The organism is Pseudomonas oryzihabitans (assembly GCF_024652905.1).
GTDB lineage: Bacteria > Pseudomonadota > Gammaproteobacteria > Pseudomonadales > Pseudomonadaceae > Chryseomonas > Chryseomonas benzopyrenica.
Window position 1 is genome coordinate 2,515,921 of record NZ_CP102428.1, and the last position, 17,462, is coordinate 2,533,382.

14 protein-coding genes and 1 pseudogene are annotated in these 17,462 nt (G+C 68.0%); 8 read left to right on the top strand and 7 right to left on the bottom strand.

All coding sequences use genetic code 11. The features are described from left to right. Window positions 1-21: 21 nt before the first annotated feature. From NRG74_RS11695 to NRG74_RS11705, 3 genes are all read left to right on the top strand, one after another. Window positions 22-1,467, top strand: coding sequence for a sensor histidine kinase (locus NRG74_RS11695; RefSeq protein ID WP_257703954.1), 1,446 nt, complete (start codon window positions 22-24; stop codon window positions 1,465-1,467). Continuing rightward, window positions 1,452-2,789 carry a sigma-54-dependent transcriptional regulator gene (locus NRG74_RS11700; protein WP_257703956.1) on the top strand — a complete coding sequence of 446 codons (1,338 nt, stop codon included), beginning with the start codon at window positions 1,452-1,454 and terminating at the stop codon, window positions 2,787-2,789. Before NRG74_RS11695 ends, NRG74_RS11700 begins: the two co-directional genes overlap by 16 nt. A gap of 153 nt (window positions 2,790-2,942) precedes the next feature. Beyond that, window positions 2,943-3,722, top strand: coding sequence for a hypothetical protein (locus NRG74_RS11705; protein ID WP_257703958.1), 780 nt, complete (start codon window positions 2,943-2,945; stop codon window positions 3,720-3,722). On the opposite strand, the gene NRG74_RS11710 is transcribed toward NRG74_RS11705, so the two are convergent. Continuing rightward, a complete protein-coding gene (locus NRG74_RS11710) occupies window positions 3,723-4,943 on the bottom strand; it encodes a pyridoxal phosphate-dependent aminotransferase (RefSeq protein WP_064308524.1) in 1,221 nt (406 codons plus the stop codon). Window positions 4,944-5,103: 160 nt separating this feature from the next. Between NRG74_RS11710 and zapE the strand changes: the two genes are divergently transcribed. The 3 genes and pseudogenes from zapE to NRG74_RS11725 form a co-directional block, all read left to right on the top strand. Further along, a complete protein-coding gene (gene zapE / locus NRG74_RS11715) occupies window positions 5,104-6,204 on the top strand; it encodes a cell division protein ZapE (protein WP_257703961.1) in 1,101 nt (366 codons plus the stop codon). Window positions 6,205-6,302: 98 nt separating this feature from the next. Then, window positions 6,303-7,166 carry an MBL fold metallo-hydrolase gene (locus NRG74_RS11720; RefSeq protein ID WP_257703963.1) on the top strand — a complete coding sequence of 288 codons (864 nt, stop codon included), beginning with the start codon at window positions 6,303-6,305 and terminating at the stop codon, window positions 7,164-7,166. 302 nt (window positions 7,167-7,468) lie between these two features. Further along, window positions 7,469-7,618: pseudogene (locus tag NRG74_RS11725) on the top strand (general stress protein); the annotation flags it as partial. 65 nt (window positions 7,619-7,683) lie between these two features. Here the strand turns inward: NRG74_RS11725 and NRG74_RS11730 are convergent. After that, entirely contained in the window at window positions 7,684-8,136 is a 453-nt protein-coding gene (locus tag NRG74_RS11730; RefSeq protein WP_017642480.1) for a DUF421 domain-containing protein, read from the bottom strand. 8 nt (window positions 8,137-8,144) lie between these two features. Then, window positions 8,145-8,636, bottom strand: coding sequence for a hypothetical protein (locus tag NRG74_RS11735; protein WP_160923663.1), 492 nt, complete (start codon window positions 8,634-8,636; stop codon window positions 8,145-8,147). Between the two features lie 108 nt (window positions 8,637-8,744). On the opposite strand from NRG74_RS11735, the gene NRG74_RS11740 reads away from it, so the two are divergent. Further along, window positions 8,745-9,194, top strand: coding sequence for a DMT family transporter (locus NRG74_RS11740; protein ID WP_231893078.1), 450 nt, complete (start codon window positions 8,745-8,747; stop codon window positions 9,192-9,194). Here the strand turns inward: NRG74_RS11740 and NRG74_RS11745 are convergent. The 4 genes from NRG74_RS11745 to NRG74_RS11760 all read right to left on the bottom strand — a co-directional run bounded on the left by NRG74_RS11745 (window position 9,191) and on the right by NRG74_RS11760 (window position 15,989). Continuing rightward, entirely contained in the window at window positions 9,191-11,695 is a 2,505-nt protein-coding gene (locus NRG74_RS11745) for a sulfite reductase flavoprotein subunit alpha (protein ID WP_257703969.1), read from the bottom strand. The two genes, NRG74_RS11740 and NRG74_RS11745, sit on opposite strands and share 4 nt — an antisense overlap. Further along, the gene (locus NRG74_RS11750; protein WP_257703971.1) at window positions 11,680-12,363 is read right to left on the bottom strand and encodes a Fe2+-dependent dioxygenase; all 684 of its coding nucleotides are present in this window, start codon (window positions 12,361-12,363) and stop codon (window positions 11,680-11,682) included. The genes NRG74_RS11745 and NRG74_RS11750 overlap by 16 nt, the downstream gene beginning before the upstream one ends. A gap of 64 nt (window positions 12,364-12,427) precedes the next feature. Then, a complete protein-coding gene (locus NRG74_RS11755) occupies window positions 12,428-14,644 on the bottom strand; it encodes a TonB-dependent receptor (RefSeq protein WP_257703973.1) in 2,217 nt (738 codons plus the stop codon). A gap of 181 nt (window positions 14,645-14,825) precedes the next feature. After that, the gene (locus NRG74_RS11760; protein WP_257703975.1) at window positions 14,826-15,989 is read right to left on the bottom strand and encodes a type III PLP-dependent enzyme; all 1,164 of its coding nucleotides are present in this window, start codon (window positions 15,987-15,989) and stop codon (window positions 14,826-14,828) included. Window positions 15,990-16,449: 460 nt separating this feature from the next. Here NRG74_RS11760 and NRG74_RS11765 point away from each other — a divergent pair, with 460 nt between their 5' ends. After that, window positions 16,450-17,343, top strand: coding sequence for a DMT family transporter (locus tag NRG74_RS11765; RefSeq protein WP_257703976.1), 894 nt, complete (start codon window positions 16,450-16,452; stop codon window positions 17,341-17,343). Window positions 17,344-17,462: the final 119 nt, after the last annotated feature.

The window sequence follows — 17,462 nt, forward strand, 5'->3', positions numbered from 1 at the left end:
AGGCCTGGATAGAGAAATCCCATGTTCGGATCGCTGCGCAGTCGTCTGATTGCCCTGCTGCTGATGCTCGGCGGCATGGCCGTCGGGGTCGGCTGGCTGATGATCCTGCTCCTGCGCCAGTCGGAAAGCGCCCAGCTCGGCCAGGCCACCGTGGAAGCAGAGCAGGCCTGCCAGGCCATCGCCAGCAGCTACCGGTTCTACAGCAATGGCTGGTCCGGACCTACCGCTGGCCTCGTCGATCCGGCGCTGCAGCGCAGTCTCGCCGGCGTGGCCAGTGTCGCCCTGCTGCGCTATCGCGGCATGGCCGGTGGCCTCTGGCAGGAACAGGCCGGGCTCCTGGCCGATGCCAGTCCCTTCACCCTGACCGCCGCCGAACGCCAGCACCTGGCCGATCTCTCCGCCGCGACCCTGGCCGAGGCGCGCAGCCTGAGCGACAGCTTCAGCGCGGACGGCGCCACGGTGCTGGTCGCCGCCTGCCCGCTGTCCGGCCCCATCCCCGATCTCGCCGCCTGGACCCTGACCCGCCTGACCTTCGCCGAGGGCAGCGGTCAGCGCCAGCTGAAACTGGGCCTGGGCCTGCTGCTGCTGGCCATGCTCGCCGCCACCCTGCTGCTCGGTCGACTCACCTGGCAGTGGTCGCGGCATGTGGCGCGAGTCGAGCGCGATCTGGGAACCAGTGCCAGCCACGACCTGCCCACCCTCGCCCTCACCGGCGAACGCGAGCTGGATCGGGTGCTGGCGGCGCTCAACCAGGCCGGCCAGCGCCTGGCCCAGGCCCGCAGCGAAGCCCAGCGGCTGACCACCCAGGTGCATGCCAGTGAGCGGCTGGCGGCCCTCGGTCGGGTGGCCGCCGGGGTCGCCCACGAGATCCGCAATCCGCTGGCCGCCATGCGCCTCAAGGCCGAGAATGCCCTGGCCGGCGACAGCGGCCGTCAGCAGCGCGCGCTGGACGCCATCCTGCTGCAGGTCACCCGCCTCGACAGCCTGCTGCGCCGCCTGCTCGACCTCACCCAGCCGCTGCACCTGCAACCGACCGCCATCGAACTGCCGGTCTTCTGCCGCGAGGTGCTGGCCGGTCACGAAGACCAGGCCGCCCAGCGCGGCATCCGCCTGACCGCCAGGGTGGCCGTCGAGCAGGGCTATTTCGATCGCGACGCCCTGGCGCGTGCCCTGGACAACCTGCTGCTCAACGCCCTGCAGGCCGCCCCGGCCGCCAGCGAGATCCGCCTCGACGCCAGCCGGCGCGGCGACTGGCTGGTGCTGGCGGTGGAAGACGCAGGCCAGGGCCCGCCTGCCGAGTTGCGCGCCCAGCTCTTCGAGCCCTTCGTTACCGGTCGCCCCGAAGGCACCGGCCTGGGCCTGGCCCTGGTCCGCGAGACCGCCCGCGCCCACGGCGGCGAGGCGCGCCTGATCGAACCTTCCGTCCCCACTCGCTTCGAGATCCTCCTCCCATGCCAACCCTGCTGATCATCGACGACGACGCCGGTCTGCGCGACGCCCTGGCGGAAACCGCCGCGGACCAGGGCTACCGGGTGCTGCAGGCCGACGGGGGCGAAGCGGGCCTGCAGCGCCTGGCGCAGGAACCGGTGGACGCCGTGCTGCTCGACCTGCGCATGCCGGGGCTGGATGGCCTGGAGGTGCTGGCGCGCATTCGCGCTCTGCCCGAGCCGCCGGCGGTCACGGTGCTGACCGCCTTCGCCAGCGCCGGCAACACCATCGAGGCCATGCGCCTGGGCGCCTTCGACCACCTCACCAAGCCCATCGGTCGCGATGACCTGATCCGGGTGCTGGCTGGCATGACCGCCCAGCGCGGTCCCGCTGCGGCGCCGCCGGCCACGGTCGAAGGCCACACCCTGGTGGGCGGCAGCGATGCCCTGCGCCAGGTGCAGAAGACCATCGGCCGTCTGGTGGACAGCGAGGCCACGGTGCTGGTCACCGGCGAGACCGGCACCGGCAAGGAACTGGTGGCCCGCGCCATCCACGAGCACGGCAAGCGACGCGGGGCGCCCTTCGTGGCAGTCAACTGCGCGGCCATCCCGCCGGACCTGCTGGAAAGCGAACTCTTCGGCCATGTGCGCGGCGCCTTCAGCGGGGCCACCGCCAATCGCCTGGGCGCCTTTCGCGAAGCCCAGGGCGGCACCCTCTTTCTCGACGAGATCGGCGACATGCCGCTGGCGATGCAGGCCAAGATCCTCCGCGCCCTGCAGGAACGCGAGGTGACCCCGGTGGGCGGCGCACCGGTACGCCTGGACGTGCGCTTGGTGGCGGCCACCCACCGCGACCTGGCCCAGCGCGTCGCCAGCGGCGACTTCCGCGAGGACCTCTTCTATCGCCTGCACGTGGTACCCATCCACCTGCCGGCCCTGCGCGAGCGGCGTGCCGACATCCTGCCGCTGGCCGAGCACTTCCTCGCGCCCAGCGGTCGCGTCCTGGCGGACGATGCCGCCGCCCTGCTGCTGCGCCACCCCTGGCCGGGCAACGTGCGGGAATTGCGCAACGCCATCCAGCGCGCCGCGACCCTGGCCCAGGGCGAGCGCATCGTCGCCGCCGACCTGGCCTTCCTGCAGGGCGAGACGCCGGATGAGTTAGCCATCGACGCCAGCTGGCCGGAGGAGACCCTGGCCGAAGCCACCGCGCGCCTGGAACGCCTGCTGATCGAGCGGGCCCTGCAACGCAGCGGCGGCAATCGCGCCGAGGCGGCGCGGCGCCTGGGCATTCATCGCCAGCTGCTCTACACCAAGCTGAGCCGGCTGGGCCTGGGTGTCGGCGAAGAAGACAGCTCCGCCTAGGCTGTCCGCTTTACCGACAGGGCTGTCCGCAAGCCGGACGCAATGCCTGGCCCGGATAGCCGCTAAAAGTACCAAGCCATTGATTGATAACGAAAATAAAAGTTGGCACAGGCCCTGCAATAGCCTGATCGTCAACCACCGCAGGAGTCATCCATGCCTACCAAGACCCAAACCCTCGTGATCGGGACCTTCGCCCTGCTGTCCGTCAGTGGCCTCGTCCTGGCACAGACCGCACCCGCCGGCAGCGCGGCCACCACCACCGCTGCCAGTGCCCAGATTCCCACCCAGCAGGGCCAGCTCAAGCAGTTCCTGCTCAATCCCCGGGGCGATATCGACGGCCTGATCCTGACCGACGGCACCGAGGTCAACACCCCGCCGCACCTGTCCGAGCAACTGGCCGCCATCTTCAAGCCAGGTGACAGCATCAACGTCGCCGGCCTGCGCGCCGCCAGCCTGCCGCTGGTCCAGGCGGTCTCGCTGACCAATGTCCAGACCGGCAAGACAGTCACCGACGAAGGCCCCGAGCGCAGCGGCAAACCGCGTCCGCCGCCGCCCCGTCCGGGCGCCGAACGCGATAACGACAGCCTCCAGGGCCAGATCGTCCAGCTGCTGCACGGTCCCCGTGGCGACGTGAACGGCGCCCTGCTGCAGGACGGCACCGCCCTGCGTCTACCGCCCCACGAAGCGCTGCGCCTGCAAGCCCTGCTCAAGCCCGGTCAGAGCATCGCCGCTCGCGGTGAGCTGGTGGCCAATGCCCAGGGCCGTGCCTTCCGGGTCAGCGCCCTCGGCGCCGATGCCAACTCGCTGCAGCCCCTGGACACCCCGCCGGCGCCCCGTGGCCCCGGTCGTCTGCCGCCACCCCCGCCCCCTGGCGTCCAGCCGGTCGCCCCGGGTGCCCAACCGCCGGCGCCGCCCGCTCCGCCGGCCGGCTGATCAGGCCAGCAGCCGCCGGGTCGCCTCGGCGATCCGGCGGCAGGCTTCCTCCAGCACCTCCCGCGAGGTGGCGTAGGAAACCCGGAAGTAAGGCGCCAGGCCAAAGGCCGAGCCTGGCACCACCGCCACCCCGCCCTCGTCCATGAGGTAGCGGGCAAAGGCCGTATCGCTGTCGATCACCTCCCCGTTCGGCGTCCGCCGACCCAAGACCCCCGCGCAACTGGCGTAGACATAGAAGGCCCCCTCGGGCCGCCGCGCCGACAGACCCGGCACCGCATTCAAGGCATCCACCACCAGATCCCGCCGCTCGCGAAACAGCTCGCAGCGCTCGCGCACGATGTCCTGCGGCCCATCCAGGGCGGCGATGGCCGCGGCCTGGCTGACCGAGCAGGGGCAGGAGGTCACCTGGCTCTGCACACTGGCCATGGCCTGGATCAGCGCCTTCGGTCCACCGGCGTAGCCCAGGCGCCAACCGGTCATGGCATAGGCCTTGGAGACGCCGTTGATGGTCAGGGTACGCTCTCGCAGCCGCGGCTCCAGCGCCGCCGGGGTGACGAAGCGAAAGCCGTCGTAGAGGATGTGTTCGTACATGTCGTCCACCATCAGCCAGACCTGCGGGTGGCGCAGCAGCACCTCCAGCAGCGGCCGATAGTGTTCCTCGCCATAGGCCGCCCCCGAAGGGTTGGACGGCGAGTTGAGCATCACCCAGCGGGTACGCGGGGTGATGGCCGCCTCCAGGGCCGCGGCGGTCAGGCGGAAGCCATCCTCCTCACGGCACGGCAGCACCACCGGCGTGCCGCCGAGGATGGTGACGATGTCGGCATAGGTCACCCAGAAGGGCGCGGGGATGATCACCTCGTCGCCCGCGTCCAGGGTCGCCATCATGGCATTGAAGATCACCTGCTTGGCGCCGGCCGAGGCGGTCACCTCGTCCTGGGCGAATACCAGGTCGTTCTCACGCGCGAACTTGCGGCGGATGGCCTCCTTGAGCGCCGGGCTGCCGTCGAGCACCGTGTACTTGGTCTGGCCGGCGCGGATGGCCTGGATCGCCGCTTCCTTGATGTGCTCCGGGGTATCGAAATCCGGCTCGCCCGCACCCAGCACCAGCAGATCGGCGCCCTGGCGGCGCAGGGCGTTGGCCCGCTCGGTGATCTTGAGGATCTCGGAGACGCCCACGGAGGCGAGGCAGTGGGCGAGGTGCAGGGTCGAATCGGCGGCCATGACAGGGCTCCAGGCAGAGATGAAAGCGGGTGCCGGCGGCGTCCGGCAGGGTCGTCTCGCACTATCGAACCGCCGTGGCCGGCCTTCAAACGCTATAAAGGACTCACGTCATTCCGCCGGGGCATGGTCTGCTACCGGCCCGGGCGCTAGAGTGGCGGCCATGTCCAATACCCGCTCTCCCCTCGCCGCCTACCGCCAGGCCCTGGCCCAGGGCGACCGCCTGCCCGATACCGCCCAGGAGGCCGCCGCCCAGCAGCTGGAAGCCTGCCATGCGGCGCTGCTGGCGGGCCGCCCGGCACGCGGTCTCTATCTCTGGGGTCCGGTCGGCCGCGGCAAGACCTGGCTGCTGGACCTGTTCCACGCCAACCTGCCGGTGCCCGCCCGCCGCCAGCACTTCCATCACTTCATGCGCTGGGTGCACCAGCGCCAGTTCCAGCTCAGCGGCACCCGTGATCCCCTGCAGGCGCTGGCCCGGGAACTGGCCGCCGAAGTGCGGGTGCTGTGCTTCGACGAACTCTTCGTCAGCGACATCGGCGACGCCATCCTGGTAGGCGGCCTGCTGCGCGCCCTGCTGGACCAGGGCCTGGTGCTGGTGGTCACCTCCAACCAGCCGCCGGAGCAGCTCTATGCCGACGGCTTCAATCGCGAGCGCCTGTTGCCGGCCATCGCCGCGCTCCAGGCGCAGCTGGACGTGCTGGAGGTGGACGGCGGCCAGGACCACCGTCTGCATGAAGGCCAGGCCGAACCGCGCTATTGGGTGGACGATCCCACCGCCCTGGCCGCGACCTTCGCCCAGCTCACCGTCGGCCAAGCCGCGACCGATGAGCCCCTCACCCTCGGCGAGCGCCTGTTGCCGGTTATCCAGCGTGCACCCGGCGCGATCTGGCTGGACTTCGCCACCCTCTGCCAGGGCGCCTGGGCGACCACCGACTACATCGATCTCTGCACCCGCTTCCCTGCCCTGCTGCTGGGCGGCGTGCCCTGCCTGTCCGGCGATCCCCGCGCGGGCCGGATCGCCCGCGGCACCGAAGACGGCGCGACGCGCGTCCTCGCCGGCGATCGCGAACTGCCCCGCCTGGCGCCCCAGGACGACGCCGTGCGCCGCTTCATCGCCCTGGTCGACGAAGCCTACGACCGCCGCCGCCCGCTCTACCTGAACGCCGCCGTGCCCCTGGAGCGGCTGTACACCCGCGGCTTTCTGGAATTCCCTTTCCGCCGCACCCTGAGCCGGCTACGGGAGATGCAGCAGGCGCGGTACTAGGCGGAGCCGAACGATCGCCCTGCGGCGACGAGGCACGCCACGGGGCAGCAGGGCTCCGTGTTAAGGTGGGACGCCCTTTCTCTTCACGAGGCCCGGTCATGACTCCGCGCATCGAACCCTTCTTCGACGCCACCACGTCCACCTTCACCTATGTGATCTACGAGGCGCCCGGCAGTCGCTGCGCCATTGTCGATTCGGTGCTGGACTACGATCCGCATTCGGGCCGCACCGCCACCTTGTCGGCGGATCGCGTCGCCCGCTTCGTGCGCGATCAGGGACTGACCGTGGAGTGGCTGCTGGAGACCCACGCCCATGCCGACCACCTCTCCGCCGCGCCCTATCTGCGCCGGCAACTGGGCGGTCGCATCGCCATCGGCGAGGGCATCCGCCACGTCCAGGGCGCCTTCAAGGAGGTCTTCAACCTGGAGCCCGAGTTCCGCCTCGACGGCTCCCAGTTCGATCACCTGTTCCGGCCCGACGAGGTCTTCCATATCGGTGCCCTGACCGCCCGCGCCCTGCACGTGCCCGGCCACACCCCGGCCGACATGGCCTATCAGGTGGAAGAAGAACACGTCTTCGTCGGCGATACCCTGTTCATGCCCGATGTCGGCTCGGCCCGTTGCGACTTCCCCGGTGGCAGCGCCCGCGACCTCTATCGCTCGATCCGCCGCCTGCTGACCCTGCCGGAGGCCACCCGTCTCTATCTGTGCCACGACTATCCGCCGGCGGGCCGCGAGGCGCGCCACGAGACCACCGTGGGTGAAGAGCGCGCCCTCAACGTCCACGTCCGCGATGGGGTGGACGAAGACGCCTTCGTCGCCCTGCGCACCCGCCGCGACGCCACCCTGTCCATGCCGACCCTGATCCTGCCGGCGATCCAGGTGAACATCCGCGCCGGTACCCTGCCGCCGGCCGAGGCCAATGGCCGGCGCTACCTGAAGATTCCCATCGACGGTTTCTAGCGCAGGCGCCATCCGTCGTACAAGCCAATAGCCACAGGAGTTGGACGCAGCGACACCGCTGCGTCCAGGCTTTTCCGGGCGGGGCAAACCTGGCGCACCTTGCAACCCAGCGGCCAGGTTGGACAGGCCTTCGGCCAAAGCTAGATACGGTCCAGACAGTGGCTCCTGGCCAGCGACCGCCCATCCTCCGACCGGGAAACCTTGCCGCGTTCGCCCCTCCATACCAAGGCAGGCAATGCGTTCTGCACTACATTCCCACGAGAGGTAGAGCGACCATGACCACCAAGCAATCGAATTCCAATCCAGGCAACTTCGCCAATGATCGCGAGAAAGCCGCCGAAGCCGGCAGCAAGGGCGGTCAGAACAGCGGCGGCAGTTTCGCCAATGACCGCGAGAAAGCGTCCGAGGCCGGTCGCAAGGGCGGTCAGAACAGTGGTGGCGGCCAGCGGTAACCCGGCGTCATTCAGACCATGACCAAGGGCAGGATCATCCTGCCCTTCCTGCCTTTCACCTCTCGTTACTTCGCTCCGGGCTCGGGTATCACCGAGATCTGCCCGTTCTTCTCCAGCACCGCGAAGCGGATCTGCTCCAGCCGCTCCAGCCCCTGACTCTGCCGCGCCGCTTCGAGGATGTCCTCTTCGGTCAGGCGGGCCTTGCGCAGCCGCGCGGTCAACGGCTTGCCGTACTCCACCACGATCAGCGGCACGCCATCGAGAAAGCGCCCCACCTTGGGTGAGCGCTCCTTGAACAACGAAAGCAGGATGTCGATCAGCACCAGGGTGGCGATCACCACGAAGGCGTTGATCACCGAAAAATCATCCCCCAACAGCGCCTGCTGGGTCGCCTCGCCGATCACCAGCAGCAGGACGAAATCGAAAGTGGTGATCTCCGACAGCGCCCGGCGCCCGGTGATGCGAAAGAGCACCAGCAAGAAGACGTAGATCGCGGCGGCGCGCAGGACGGATTCCATGGCAGTTCCTAGGGATAGACGAAGGCAGAGAGTTCCAGGGGTGGCTGGCCGGGTCGCAGGATGCGCCAGTCGACCGTGCCCAAAGCATCCGGACGCAGCGCCAGGTGCACGCGATTCGACCCCGTACCGCCGGCCAGTTCCAACCAGAGCACCCCGTCGCTGCTGGTCATGCGCAGGGGCTGCGGATAGAGAGCTTCCACCGTCCAGTCGGCCACCAGGCGTTCGTCGAGGCCGACGCGGTTGACGCCGGGCGCAAGTTCCAGGGTCAGGGTCGCCGCTGCCCCGCGGCGCTGGAAACGCTCGTAGTCGACCCTGAGCTGGCCATCGTCGCTGATCCGCGTCGCCTTGGCCCAGGGCCCGCCACTGGCGAACAGCCCGGCCAGGGCCAGCGCCACGAACAGGGCCAGCAGTACCCAGCCCAGCCGCTCGCAGCGCCAGATCCAGCGTTGCAGGCCCGGCTCCTCGCGGATCGGCAAGCGCTTCTCCAAGGGTGACGCCATGACGGTTGCTCCGGAATGCGATAGCCCTTGGAGCCTGACCGAAGGTCGCCGGTTCGACCGCTTCGCCCCACCCTGGGGCATACTGCGCGCCCCCTTTCGCCTGGAGTCCTGTCGATGCCCGTCTGGTGGCTGCTCGTCCTGCCCTTCATCGCCGGTGCCTGCCTGCCGCTGCAGGCCGGCATCAACGGTCAACTGGCCCGCCAGCTGTCCAGTGTCTTCGCCGCGGCGTCCATTTCCTTCCTGGTCGGGCTACTGGCCCTGCTGGGCCTGACGCTCTGGCAGCGCGGTGTCCCCACCCTGGGGGCCTTGCGCGAGCTGCACTGGTGGCACTGGTGCGGCGGTCTGCTGGGCATGTTCTTTATCGCCATGGCCGCCTTTGCCGGTCCGCGCATCGGCGCCACCCTGTTCATGGCGCTGGTGATCGCCGGCCAGCTGGCCATGTCCCTGAGTCTGGATCACTTCGGCTGGGCCGGCTTTCGCCAGGACCCGGTCACCCTGGGCAAGCTGGCCGGCGTGGTGCTGATCGGCGCCGGCGTCTGGTGCATCGCCCGGGCTTAGTAGAGATCGCGGCGGTAGCGATCATCCTCCAACAGCCGCTGGACCTCGGCCTCGCCGAGCAGCCCCTGCAGGGTGGCGTGCACGCCACGCCCCAGCCCTTGCAGACTGCCGCAGACCATGATCACGGCATCCGCCGCCAGCCAGTCCAGCAGCAGGTCCGCCTGCGCGCTCAGGCGCTCCTGCACGTAACCGGCGCCGTCCCGCGAGAACACCTGGTCCAGCCGGGCCAGTTCGCCTTGCGCCTGCCAGGCATCCAGCTCCGCTCCATAGAAATCGTCGTGCGCCGCCGTGCGTTCGCCAAACAGCAGCCAATTGCGCCGGTGTCCGGCGGCGATGCGGGCGACCAGCAGCGGGCGCACCCCGGCCAGGCCGGTACCGGCAGCGATCAGGATCAGTGGGCGCTCGTCCAGCGGCGGTCGGAAGCCGGGATGGGCGCGTAGCCGCGCCTGCACCTGGTCACCGGGTCGTAGCGCCGTGGTCAGCCAACCGGAGGCGATGCCCAGGCGGCCATCCGCCTTGCGCTCCTGGCGTACCAATAACCGCAAGGTGCCTTCGCCGGGCAGCGAGGCGATGGAGTACTGACGTACGGCGAGCGGTTTCAGGGCGTCGACCAGGGCCTGGGCGTCCAAGCCCGGCAGCGCGGTCTGGTCTTCCGGCAGCAGACGGGTTTCCAGAGCCGTCGCCAAGGTGAGCGTCACACCCCCGATCTCGACCCTGCTGTCAGCGGCCAGGCCCAGGGGCTGCAGCCAGGCCGCCACGCGCTCGGCGCGCTGGCGCGGCGCGATCTCCAGCAGGTCACCCGGTGCCCAGTGGCTTCCAGGCGGTGGCCGCAGCTGCAGCTCGAAGGCAGCTCCGCCGGGGCTGCCGGCGTTGAGCCGCTGCACCGCCGCCAGCTGCCAGGACTGCAGCGGACGCTCGGGCGGTGGCTCGGCACACGCAGCGCCCAGGGCCTGCAACTGCCCCTGCCAGACGGCGAGCGCCAGGGGATCGCCATTGTCCACCTCCACCGGGGCGAACAGTGATCGGGCGCCCTGCCCAGCCAGCCAGGCGTCCAGCCGGCGGGCGAAGGCGCAGTAGGCCGGATAGCGCTGGTCGCCCAGGGCCAGCACCCCATAGCTCAGACTTGGCAGCGTCGCCGCCTGGGTCAGCATGCGCCGCTCGAAGCCGCGCGCGGCATCCGGGGCTTCGCCGTCGCCGTGGGTGGCGACGACGAACAGCGCCCGGGTGGCCTGCTGCAGTCGCTCCACCGAGAGACGCCCCAGCGCGACCACCTCGGCGCTCAGCCCCGCCGACTGCAACTGGCCGGCGGCCTGCCAGGCCAGCGCCTCGCCCTGGCCACTCTGGCTGGCATAGCCGATCAGCCAGTCGGCGCTCCCTGCCGCGGCCGGAGTGAACCCGATCTGCGCCTGGCGCGCCTGGCGGCCTTTGCGCCGGCGATCCAGATAGAGCCAGAGCCCGGTCACCATGAACAGCGGCATGGCCAGGCTGGCGAGCAGCAGAGCTATCCGGCCCCCCAGGCCGAAGTACTCCCCCGAATGCAGGGCATAGACGCTGAGCAACAGCCGGGCACCCAGCGGCTGCTCGCGGTAGCGGCGATGGTCGAGCACCCGCCCCTGCTCATCGAAGACGATGCGATTGAGGGCGCGGAGGTGCTCGGCATCCTCGGGCAGGTACCAGAGGGTGGGATGGCTGACCTTGCGCGCCGGATTGGGCAGCAGCAGGCCGTAGCCCTCGATGCGTCCACCGGTCTCTGCGCGGAAGCTCTGCCAGAGCGCGTCCAGATCCACGTCCTGGCGCGCCACCACCCCCGCAGTCTGGGGCTCCGGGGCGGCGCCGAGCAGGCGCTCGCTGGCCTCGCGGTACCAGTCATAGGACCAATAGAGACCGGTCAGCGCCGCCAGCAGATAGAGCAGCAGGCACCAGGTGCCCGCCACGGCGTGCAGGTCCCAATGGAAGCTGCGCCCCCGGCGGCCCCAGTCCAGGGTCAGCCAGGTGCGCCAGCGCCGGACCTGGCGCGGCCAGCGCAGGTAGAGGCCGGACAGACAGAGCACCAGCAGGATCAGGGTGGCCGCGCCGGTCAGGGCCTTGCCCACCGGTCCCAGGGCCAGGGAGCGGTGCAGGTCAAGGATCAGGCGAAAGAACGCCTGGCCACGGGGCGACGTCAGCACCTCGCCGGTGTAGCGATCGAACAGCTGCACCTCGCCACGGCCCTGACCCTTCGCCGGTGCCAGACCGAGCAGGCCGTAGCCCTCCCCCGCCATGCTGGAAACGAAGCTCAACTCCCGGCCCGGAGGAACGAGGCGCTGCCGCACCTCCGGCAGCGTCAGCGGACGCCGGTCCGCAGTCGCGGCGCTTGGCGGCGGATTGAGCAGCTCCAGCAATTCCAGCTGAAAGCTATAGAGCGCACCCGTCACCCCTAGCACCACCAGTACCAGGCCAGCCGCCAGCCCAAGCAGGCTGTGCAGCTGGAAGAGGCCCCTGCGGATCAGGGCTGAGCCCATTGTCGCAGGAGGTTGTGATAGACGCCGGTCAGTTGCAGGCAGGCCTCATGGCCCTGCCCCAGCTCGGCGGCCACCCGCTGGATGCCCTGGTCGAGTTCGAACAGCTGACTGCGCTGACCGGCATCGCGCACCAGGCTCTGGATCCAGAAGAAGGAACACAGCCGCGCGCCTCGGGTGACCGGCAGCACCCGGTGCAGGCTGCTGGCCGGATAGAGGATCAGGTCGCCGGCCGCCAGTTTGACGCTGTGGGCGCCATAGGTGTCTTCCACCACCAGCTCGCCGCCGTCGTACGTGTCCGGCTCGCACAGGAACAGCGTGGCCGACAGGTCGGTACGCAGATAGCCGCTGCCATCCGGCAGGGCCCGTAGCGCATTGTCCACGTGCAGCCCGAAGGACTGGCCGCCCTGATAAAGATTGAACAGCGGCGGAAACACCCGCGCTGGTAGCGCCGCGGCGACGAACAGCGGATGCCGCGCCAACGCCTGCTGGATCAGTTCACCCACCGCCCGCGCCGCCGGCTCATCCGCCGGCAGCTGCAGATTGTCCTTGGCCATGGCCGACTGGAAGCCGGCCGTGTGCCGGCCATCGGCCCAGGCCGCCGCTTCCAGTCGCTGGCGGCACTCCCCTACCTGCTCGGGCGTGAGCACACCCGGAACGCTGATCATCATTGGCGCTGTTCTCCTCAAAGCCGAAAGCCCCGCGGGTGCAGGGCTCGGCGTCTGGCGGACGACCTTAGAAGCTGTAGGTCGCGGTCAGGATGGCGGAACGGGCATCGCCGTATTCGATGGCCGACGACCTCGTGCTCACGCCCAGTTGCGAGCGGACCCGCTCCACATAGTCCTTGTCGAAGACGTTGTTGACGTTGAGTTGCAGGTCGACGTTGCGATTGACGCGATAGCCGACCATGGCGTTGTGCAGCCAGTAGTCGTCGAGTTTGGCGCCGTCGTTGCTGGAGGTGACGTTGCGCTCGCTGACGTAGCGGGCACCATAGCCCACCCGCCAACCGGCCGGCAGCTCATAGGTGGTCCAGAGATTGAGCGAACGCGGCGGGGTGTTGGCCAGCGCCTGGCCTTCGCGATTGCGTCCATCCAGGGTATCGGCGGCCTTGAGCGTCTCGCTGTCGAGGAAGGTGAAGTTGGCGTAGACGTTCCACTGCGGGGTGATCCGCCCGGTGGCGCCCAGCTCGATGCCCTGCACGCGCTGCTCGCCGGCCAGGGCGGTGCTGCCGTCGGCCAGGGTTTCCCGGGCATTGCTCTTCTCGACGCGGAACAGGGCGCCGTCCAGCTCCAGGCGCCTGTCGAGGAACTCCCACTTGGTACCCAGCTCCCAGGTCTTGTTCTTTTCCGGACCCAGATCCTGGTTGGCCGCGCTCAGGCCGGCGCCGGTGGAGGTCAGGCTTTCCGCCGAGGGGTTGAAGGAGGTGCCATAGGCCACATAGACCCGGCCGTTCGGCGCCGGCTTGAATACCAGGCCAGCGCGCCCGCTCAACTTGGCGTCATCGGAACTCAGCTGAGTCTTGGCGCCACGTACGCCGTTGGCGACCGGGGTGGTGTCGCTGTCACCGTCGAACCAGTCGTAGCGCAGCCCCAGGTTCAGATCCCAGTACTGATTGAGCGCGATGGTATCGAAGGCATAGATGGCCTTGTCGGTCAGCACGTTGTTGGCGATGGCCGAGGTCTGCTTGTCGGTCGCGCCGTCGTAGCGCTCCGGCGGTGCAGCCAGGGAGTAGCCGGCGGCCGGGAAGGTCAGGCCATAGCTGTAGGTGTCGCGGTCGTAGTCCTCGCGGGAGAATTCGGCGCCCAGGACGAAGGAATGCCCCAGGCCGAAGGTATCGACAGTGCCGGTCAGGTTGGTCTGGTTGATCCACATCTCCGAGGTCACGTCGCGGCCATAGCCCTGGGGACCGGCCGGACGATAGCGGCCCGCGGCCACGCCACTCAGGTTGACGTGGGAAGCGGAGATCACCGCGTCGCGTTCGATGCGGCTGTAGCGGGTCAGGTTCTGCAGACTCAGGTTGTCGTTGAAGCGATGCTCCAGCTCCACGGTGAAGACATTGTTATTGATGTCTTCCTTGTCGATGTTCTTGAAGCCGAAATAGGCATCGCGATCCACCCCGCCCAGGCGCTTGCCGTTGAACGCCGGCACCCCGTAGTCGGGCTGGTTGTCGTCGGTCTGGTGGAAGTAGCTCAGGGTCAGGCGGGTATCATCCGACAGGCCCAGGGCCAGCGACGGCGCGATGCCCCAGCGCTCGCGGTCGATCTGGTCGCGGCCGGGCACGTCGTTCTCGTGGGCCATCAGGTTGAGGCGAAAGGCGCTGTCGGTACCCACGCCCTGCAGCGGCTGGTTGGTGTCCAGGGTCAGGCGGCGATAGCTGTCGGTGCCCAAGCCTCCGCCAATGCGGGTGAACTGGCGCTCCTGGGGCTTCTTGCTGATCAGGTTGATGGAGCCACCCGTGGTGCCGGCGCCGCCGAACACCGAGTTGGGGCCCTTGATGACCTCGACCGATTCCAGGTTGAAGGTGTCGGTACGGTTGGTCTGGGTGCTGTCGCGCAGGCCATCGATCTGGATATTCGAGTTGGCGCTGAAGCCACGGATGTTGATGCTGTCGCCGGAGCCGCCACCGCCCTCACCGGCGTTGAAGGTGATACCGGAGACGTTGGACAGCACCGATCTCAGACTCAGCGCCTGCTGATCCTGGATCACCTGCGCCGGCACCACGGTGACGGTCTGCGGGGTATCCAGCAAGGGAGCGGTGTACTTGCGCGAGGCGGATTGCTCGGCCTTGAAGCCTTCCTGCTGCGCCTGACCCTCGATGGTCAGACTTTCCAGCCGGGTCACCGGCTCCTTGGCGTCCTGGGCCTGTACCCCCAGGGATAGCGAAGCGACGGCGACACTGAAGGTAGAAACCAGCAAACGGCGCTGGGACAGCGAGGAAAGTTCCTTGGACATGATGGCGAGCCGCCTCCTTTTGTGAATGCGGCGCGATTCTATTTGCAAACGATTATCAAATCCATAGCGAATGTAAACTATTCTTAACAAATTCTGACGTTGCCTGACAGGCGCCCTGGCGACAGGCATGAAAAAGCCCGCGTCCCTTGTGGGACGCGGGCTCGATCGACACCCAGAGGCCTTAGAGGTAGAAGGCCTTCAGCGGCGGGAAGCCGTTGAATTCCACCGCGCTGTAGCTGGTGGTGTAGGCACCGGTGGACAGCCAGTACAGGCGGTCACCGCTGGCCAGGTTCAGCGGCAGGCCGTACTTGTAGTGCTCGTACATGATGTCGGCGCTGTCGCAGGTCGGCCCGGCGATGACGACTTCTTCCATCTCGCCCTTCTTCTCGGTCCAGATCGGAAACTTGATGGATTCGTCCATGGTTTCGATCAGGCCGGAGAACTTGCCCACGTCGGTATAGACCCAGCGCTCGACGGCGGTACGCGACTTGCGCGCCACCAGCACCACTTCGCTGACCAGGATGCCGGCGTTGGAGATCAGCGAACGGCCCGGCTCCAGGATGATTTCCGGCAGTTCGTCGCCGAAGTCTTCCTTGAGGAAGCGGATGATCTCCTCGGCATAGGTCTCCAGGCTGTTGGTGCGCTGGATGTAGTTGGCCGGGAAGCCACCGCCCATGTTGATCATCTTCAGGGTGATGCCGTCTTCTTCCTTGAGGCGCTCGAAGATCACCTTGACCTTGGCGATGGCGGCGTCCCAGACGTCGATGTCGCGCTGCTGGCTGCCGACATGGAAGGAGATGCCATAGGGCTCCAGGCCCAGCTGGCGGGCCAGGATCAGCAGATCCAGGGCCATGTCGGGCTGGCAGCCGAACTTGCGCGACAGCGGCCAGTCGGCCGAGTTGGAGCCCTCGGTGAGGATCCGCACATAGATGCGCGAGCCCGGAGCGGCCTTGGCGATGTTGCGCAGGTCGGCCTCGGAGTCGGTGGCGAACATGCGTACGCCCTTCTCGTAGAAGTAGCGGATGTCCTTGGATTTCTTGATGGTGTTGCCGTAGCTGATGCGCTCCGGACCGACACCGGTGGACAGCACCTTGTCCAGCTCGTAGATGGAGGCGATGTCGAAGTTGGAGCCCTTGTCACGCAGCAGCTCGGTGATCTCGATGGCCGGGTTGGCCTTGACCGCGTAGTAGATCTTGGCGAACGGGAAGTTGCCAACGAGATCGTCATAGGCCCGCGCGATGGTGGCGGTGTCGATGACGACGAAGGGGGTTTCATGCTGGTCGGCGAAGGCCTTCATCTTCTGGAAGGTTTCGCGAGAATAGTAATCTTCGACCTTGATGGACATGCGTCGGACTCCCGATGGGCAGAACAAATTGAAGGAGGGGGTGTTCTGAACGCCTAATCCGTTTCCCCACTTTGGTTCGCCTACTTCCCAAGGCACATCGCCGAAAGCAAAAAGGTCAACGCGTACTGGCGTTGACCTCGCTGTCTCGTCGTCGGTACTTGAGCCGGATGGATCGTTTCCAGCATGGACGTTCGGGCGCGAACTTTAGGGCCAGACGCCCTGAAGATCAATGTTAAATCCGTGATCTTTACCGAACGGTGACGCGCGCGGACTCACCCCCACTCCTGCAACCGACCGGAGCGGGCGACGAGATGTTCCGGAGGGGCGATGACAGGGGGTTTCCCGAGCGGTCTACGCGCGGCCTCGCCCCTCTTCATTACCCTGGCCGGAAACGGCCGGTCTCGCGTCCGCTGCCTCCCCATACTCACTCGCAGGCATTCAGCGACCGAGGGGAAGGGAAATGGGCAAAGGAGATGGACTGCGGCTGGCACTACTGGCGGCGATCTGGGGCGCGAGTTTTCTTTTCATGCGGATCGCGGTACCGGCCTTCGGTGCCTTGAACACCGCCTTCCTGCGCGTGCTGCTCGGCGCCCTGGGGCTGGCCGCTCTGTCACTGCTATTGAAATCCGCCTGGCGCTTCGACGGCAAATTCCGGCGGGTGGCCCTGCTCGGCATCGTCAATTCGGGCCTGCCGTTCCTGCTGTACTGCCTGGCGGCGCGCCACCTCCCGGCTGGCTATTCGGCCCTGCTCAACGCCACCACGCCACTGATGGGCGCCCTGATCGGCTTCGCCTGCTTTGGCGAGGCCCTGAGCCGACGCCAATGGTTGGGCGTAACCATCGGGTTCCTGGGCGTGGCGCTGATCCTGCCCCGAGGCGAGCTGGATACGAGCGCGGCCATGCTGGTCGGCATCGGCGCCTGCCTGCTGGCAACGGCCTGCTACGGCATGGCTGGCTACCTGGCGCGCCGCTGGATCAGCGAGCGTGGGGGGCTCGATGCCACCCTGGTCGCCCTTGGCAGCCAGCTGGGCGCGACCCTGTTCCTCTTGCCGTTCAGTATGGCGGTCTTGGTCATGAATCCCCTTCCCGACATGCCTCCCATGAGCGCCTGGCTCAGCGTCCTGGCGGTGGGCCTGCTGTGTACGGCGTTGGCCTACATCCTGTATTTCCGGCTGTTAGCCGACCTGGGGCCGTTACGCACCCTCAGTGTGACCTTTCTGGTTCCTCCGTTCGGCGTGCTCTGGGGCTATCTGGTGCTGGGGGAAACCCTGGCACCCAACGCCTTGCTGGGCGCCGTTGTGATAGGTCTGGCGGTCTGGCTGGTGTTACGTGGCGAGGTGAAGACGCGGGCCTAGGTCTGCTGACCATCGCGACCGCTCCGATAGAAATGCGATGTTTTGCTGATCGCGGCCATGGGCCGCGCCTACAGGCACGGAAGCAACCGTAGGAGCGGCCGCATCGGCGGACCGCCATG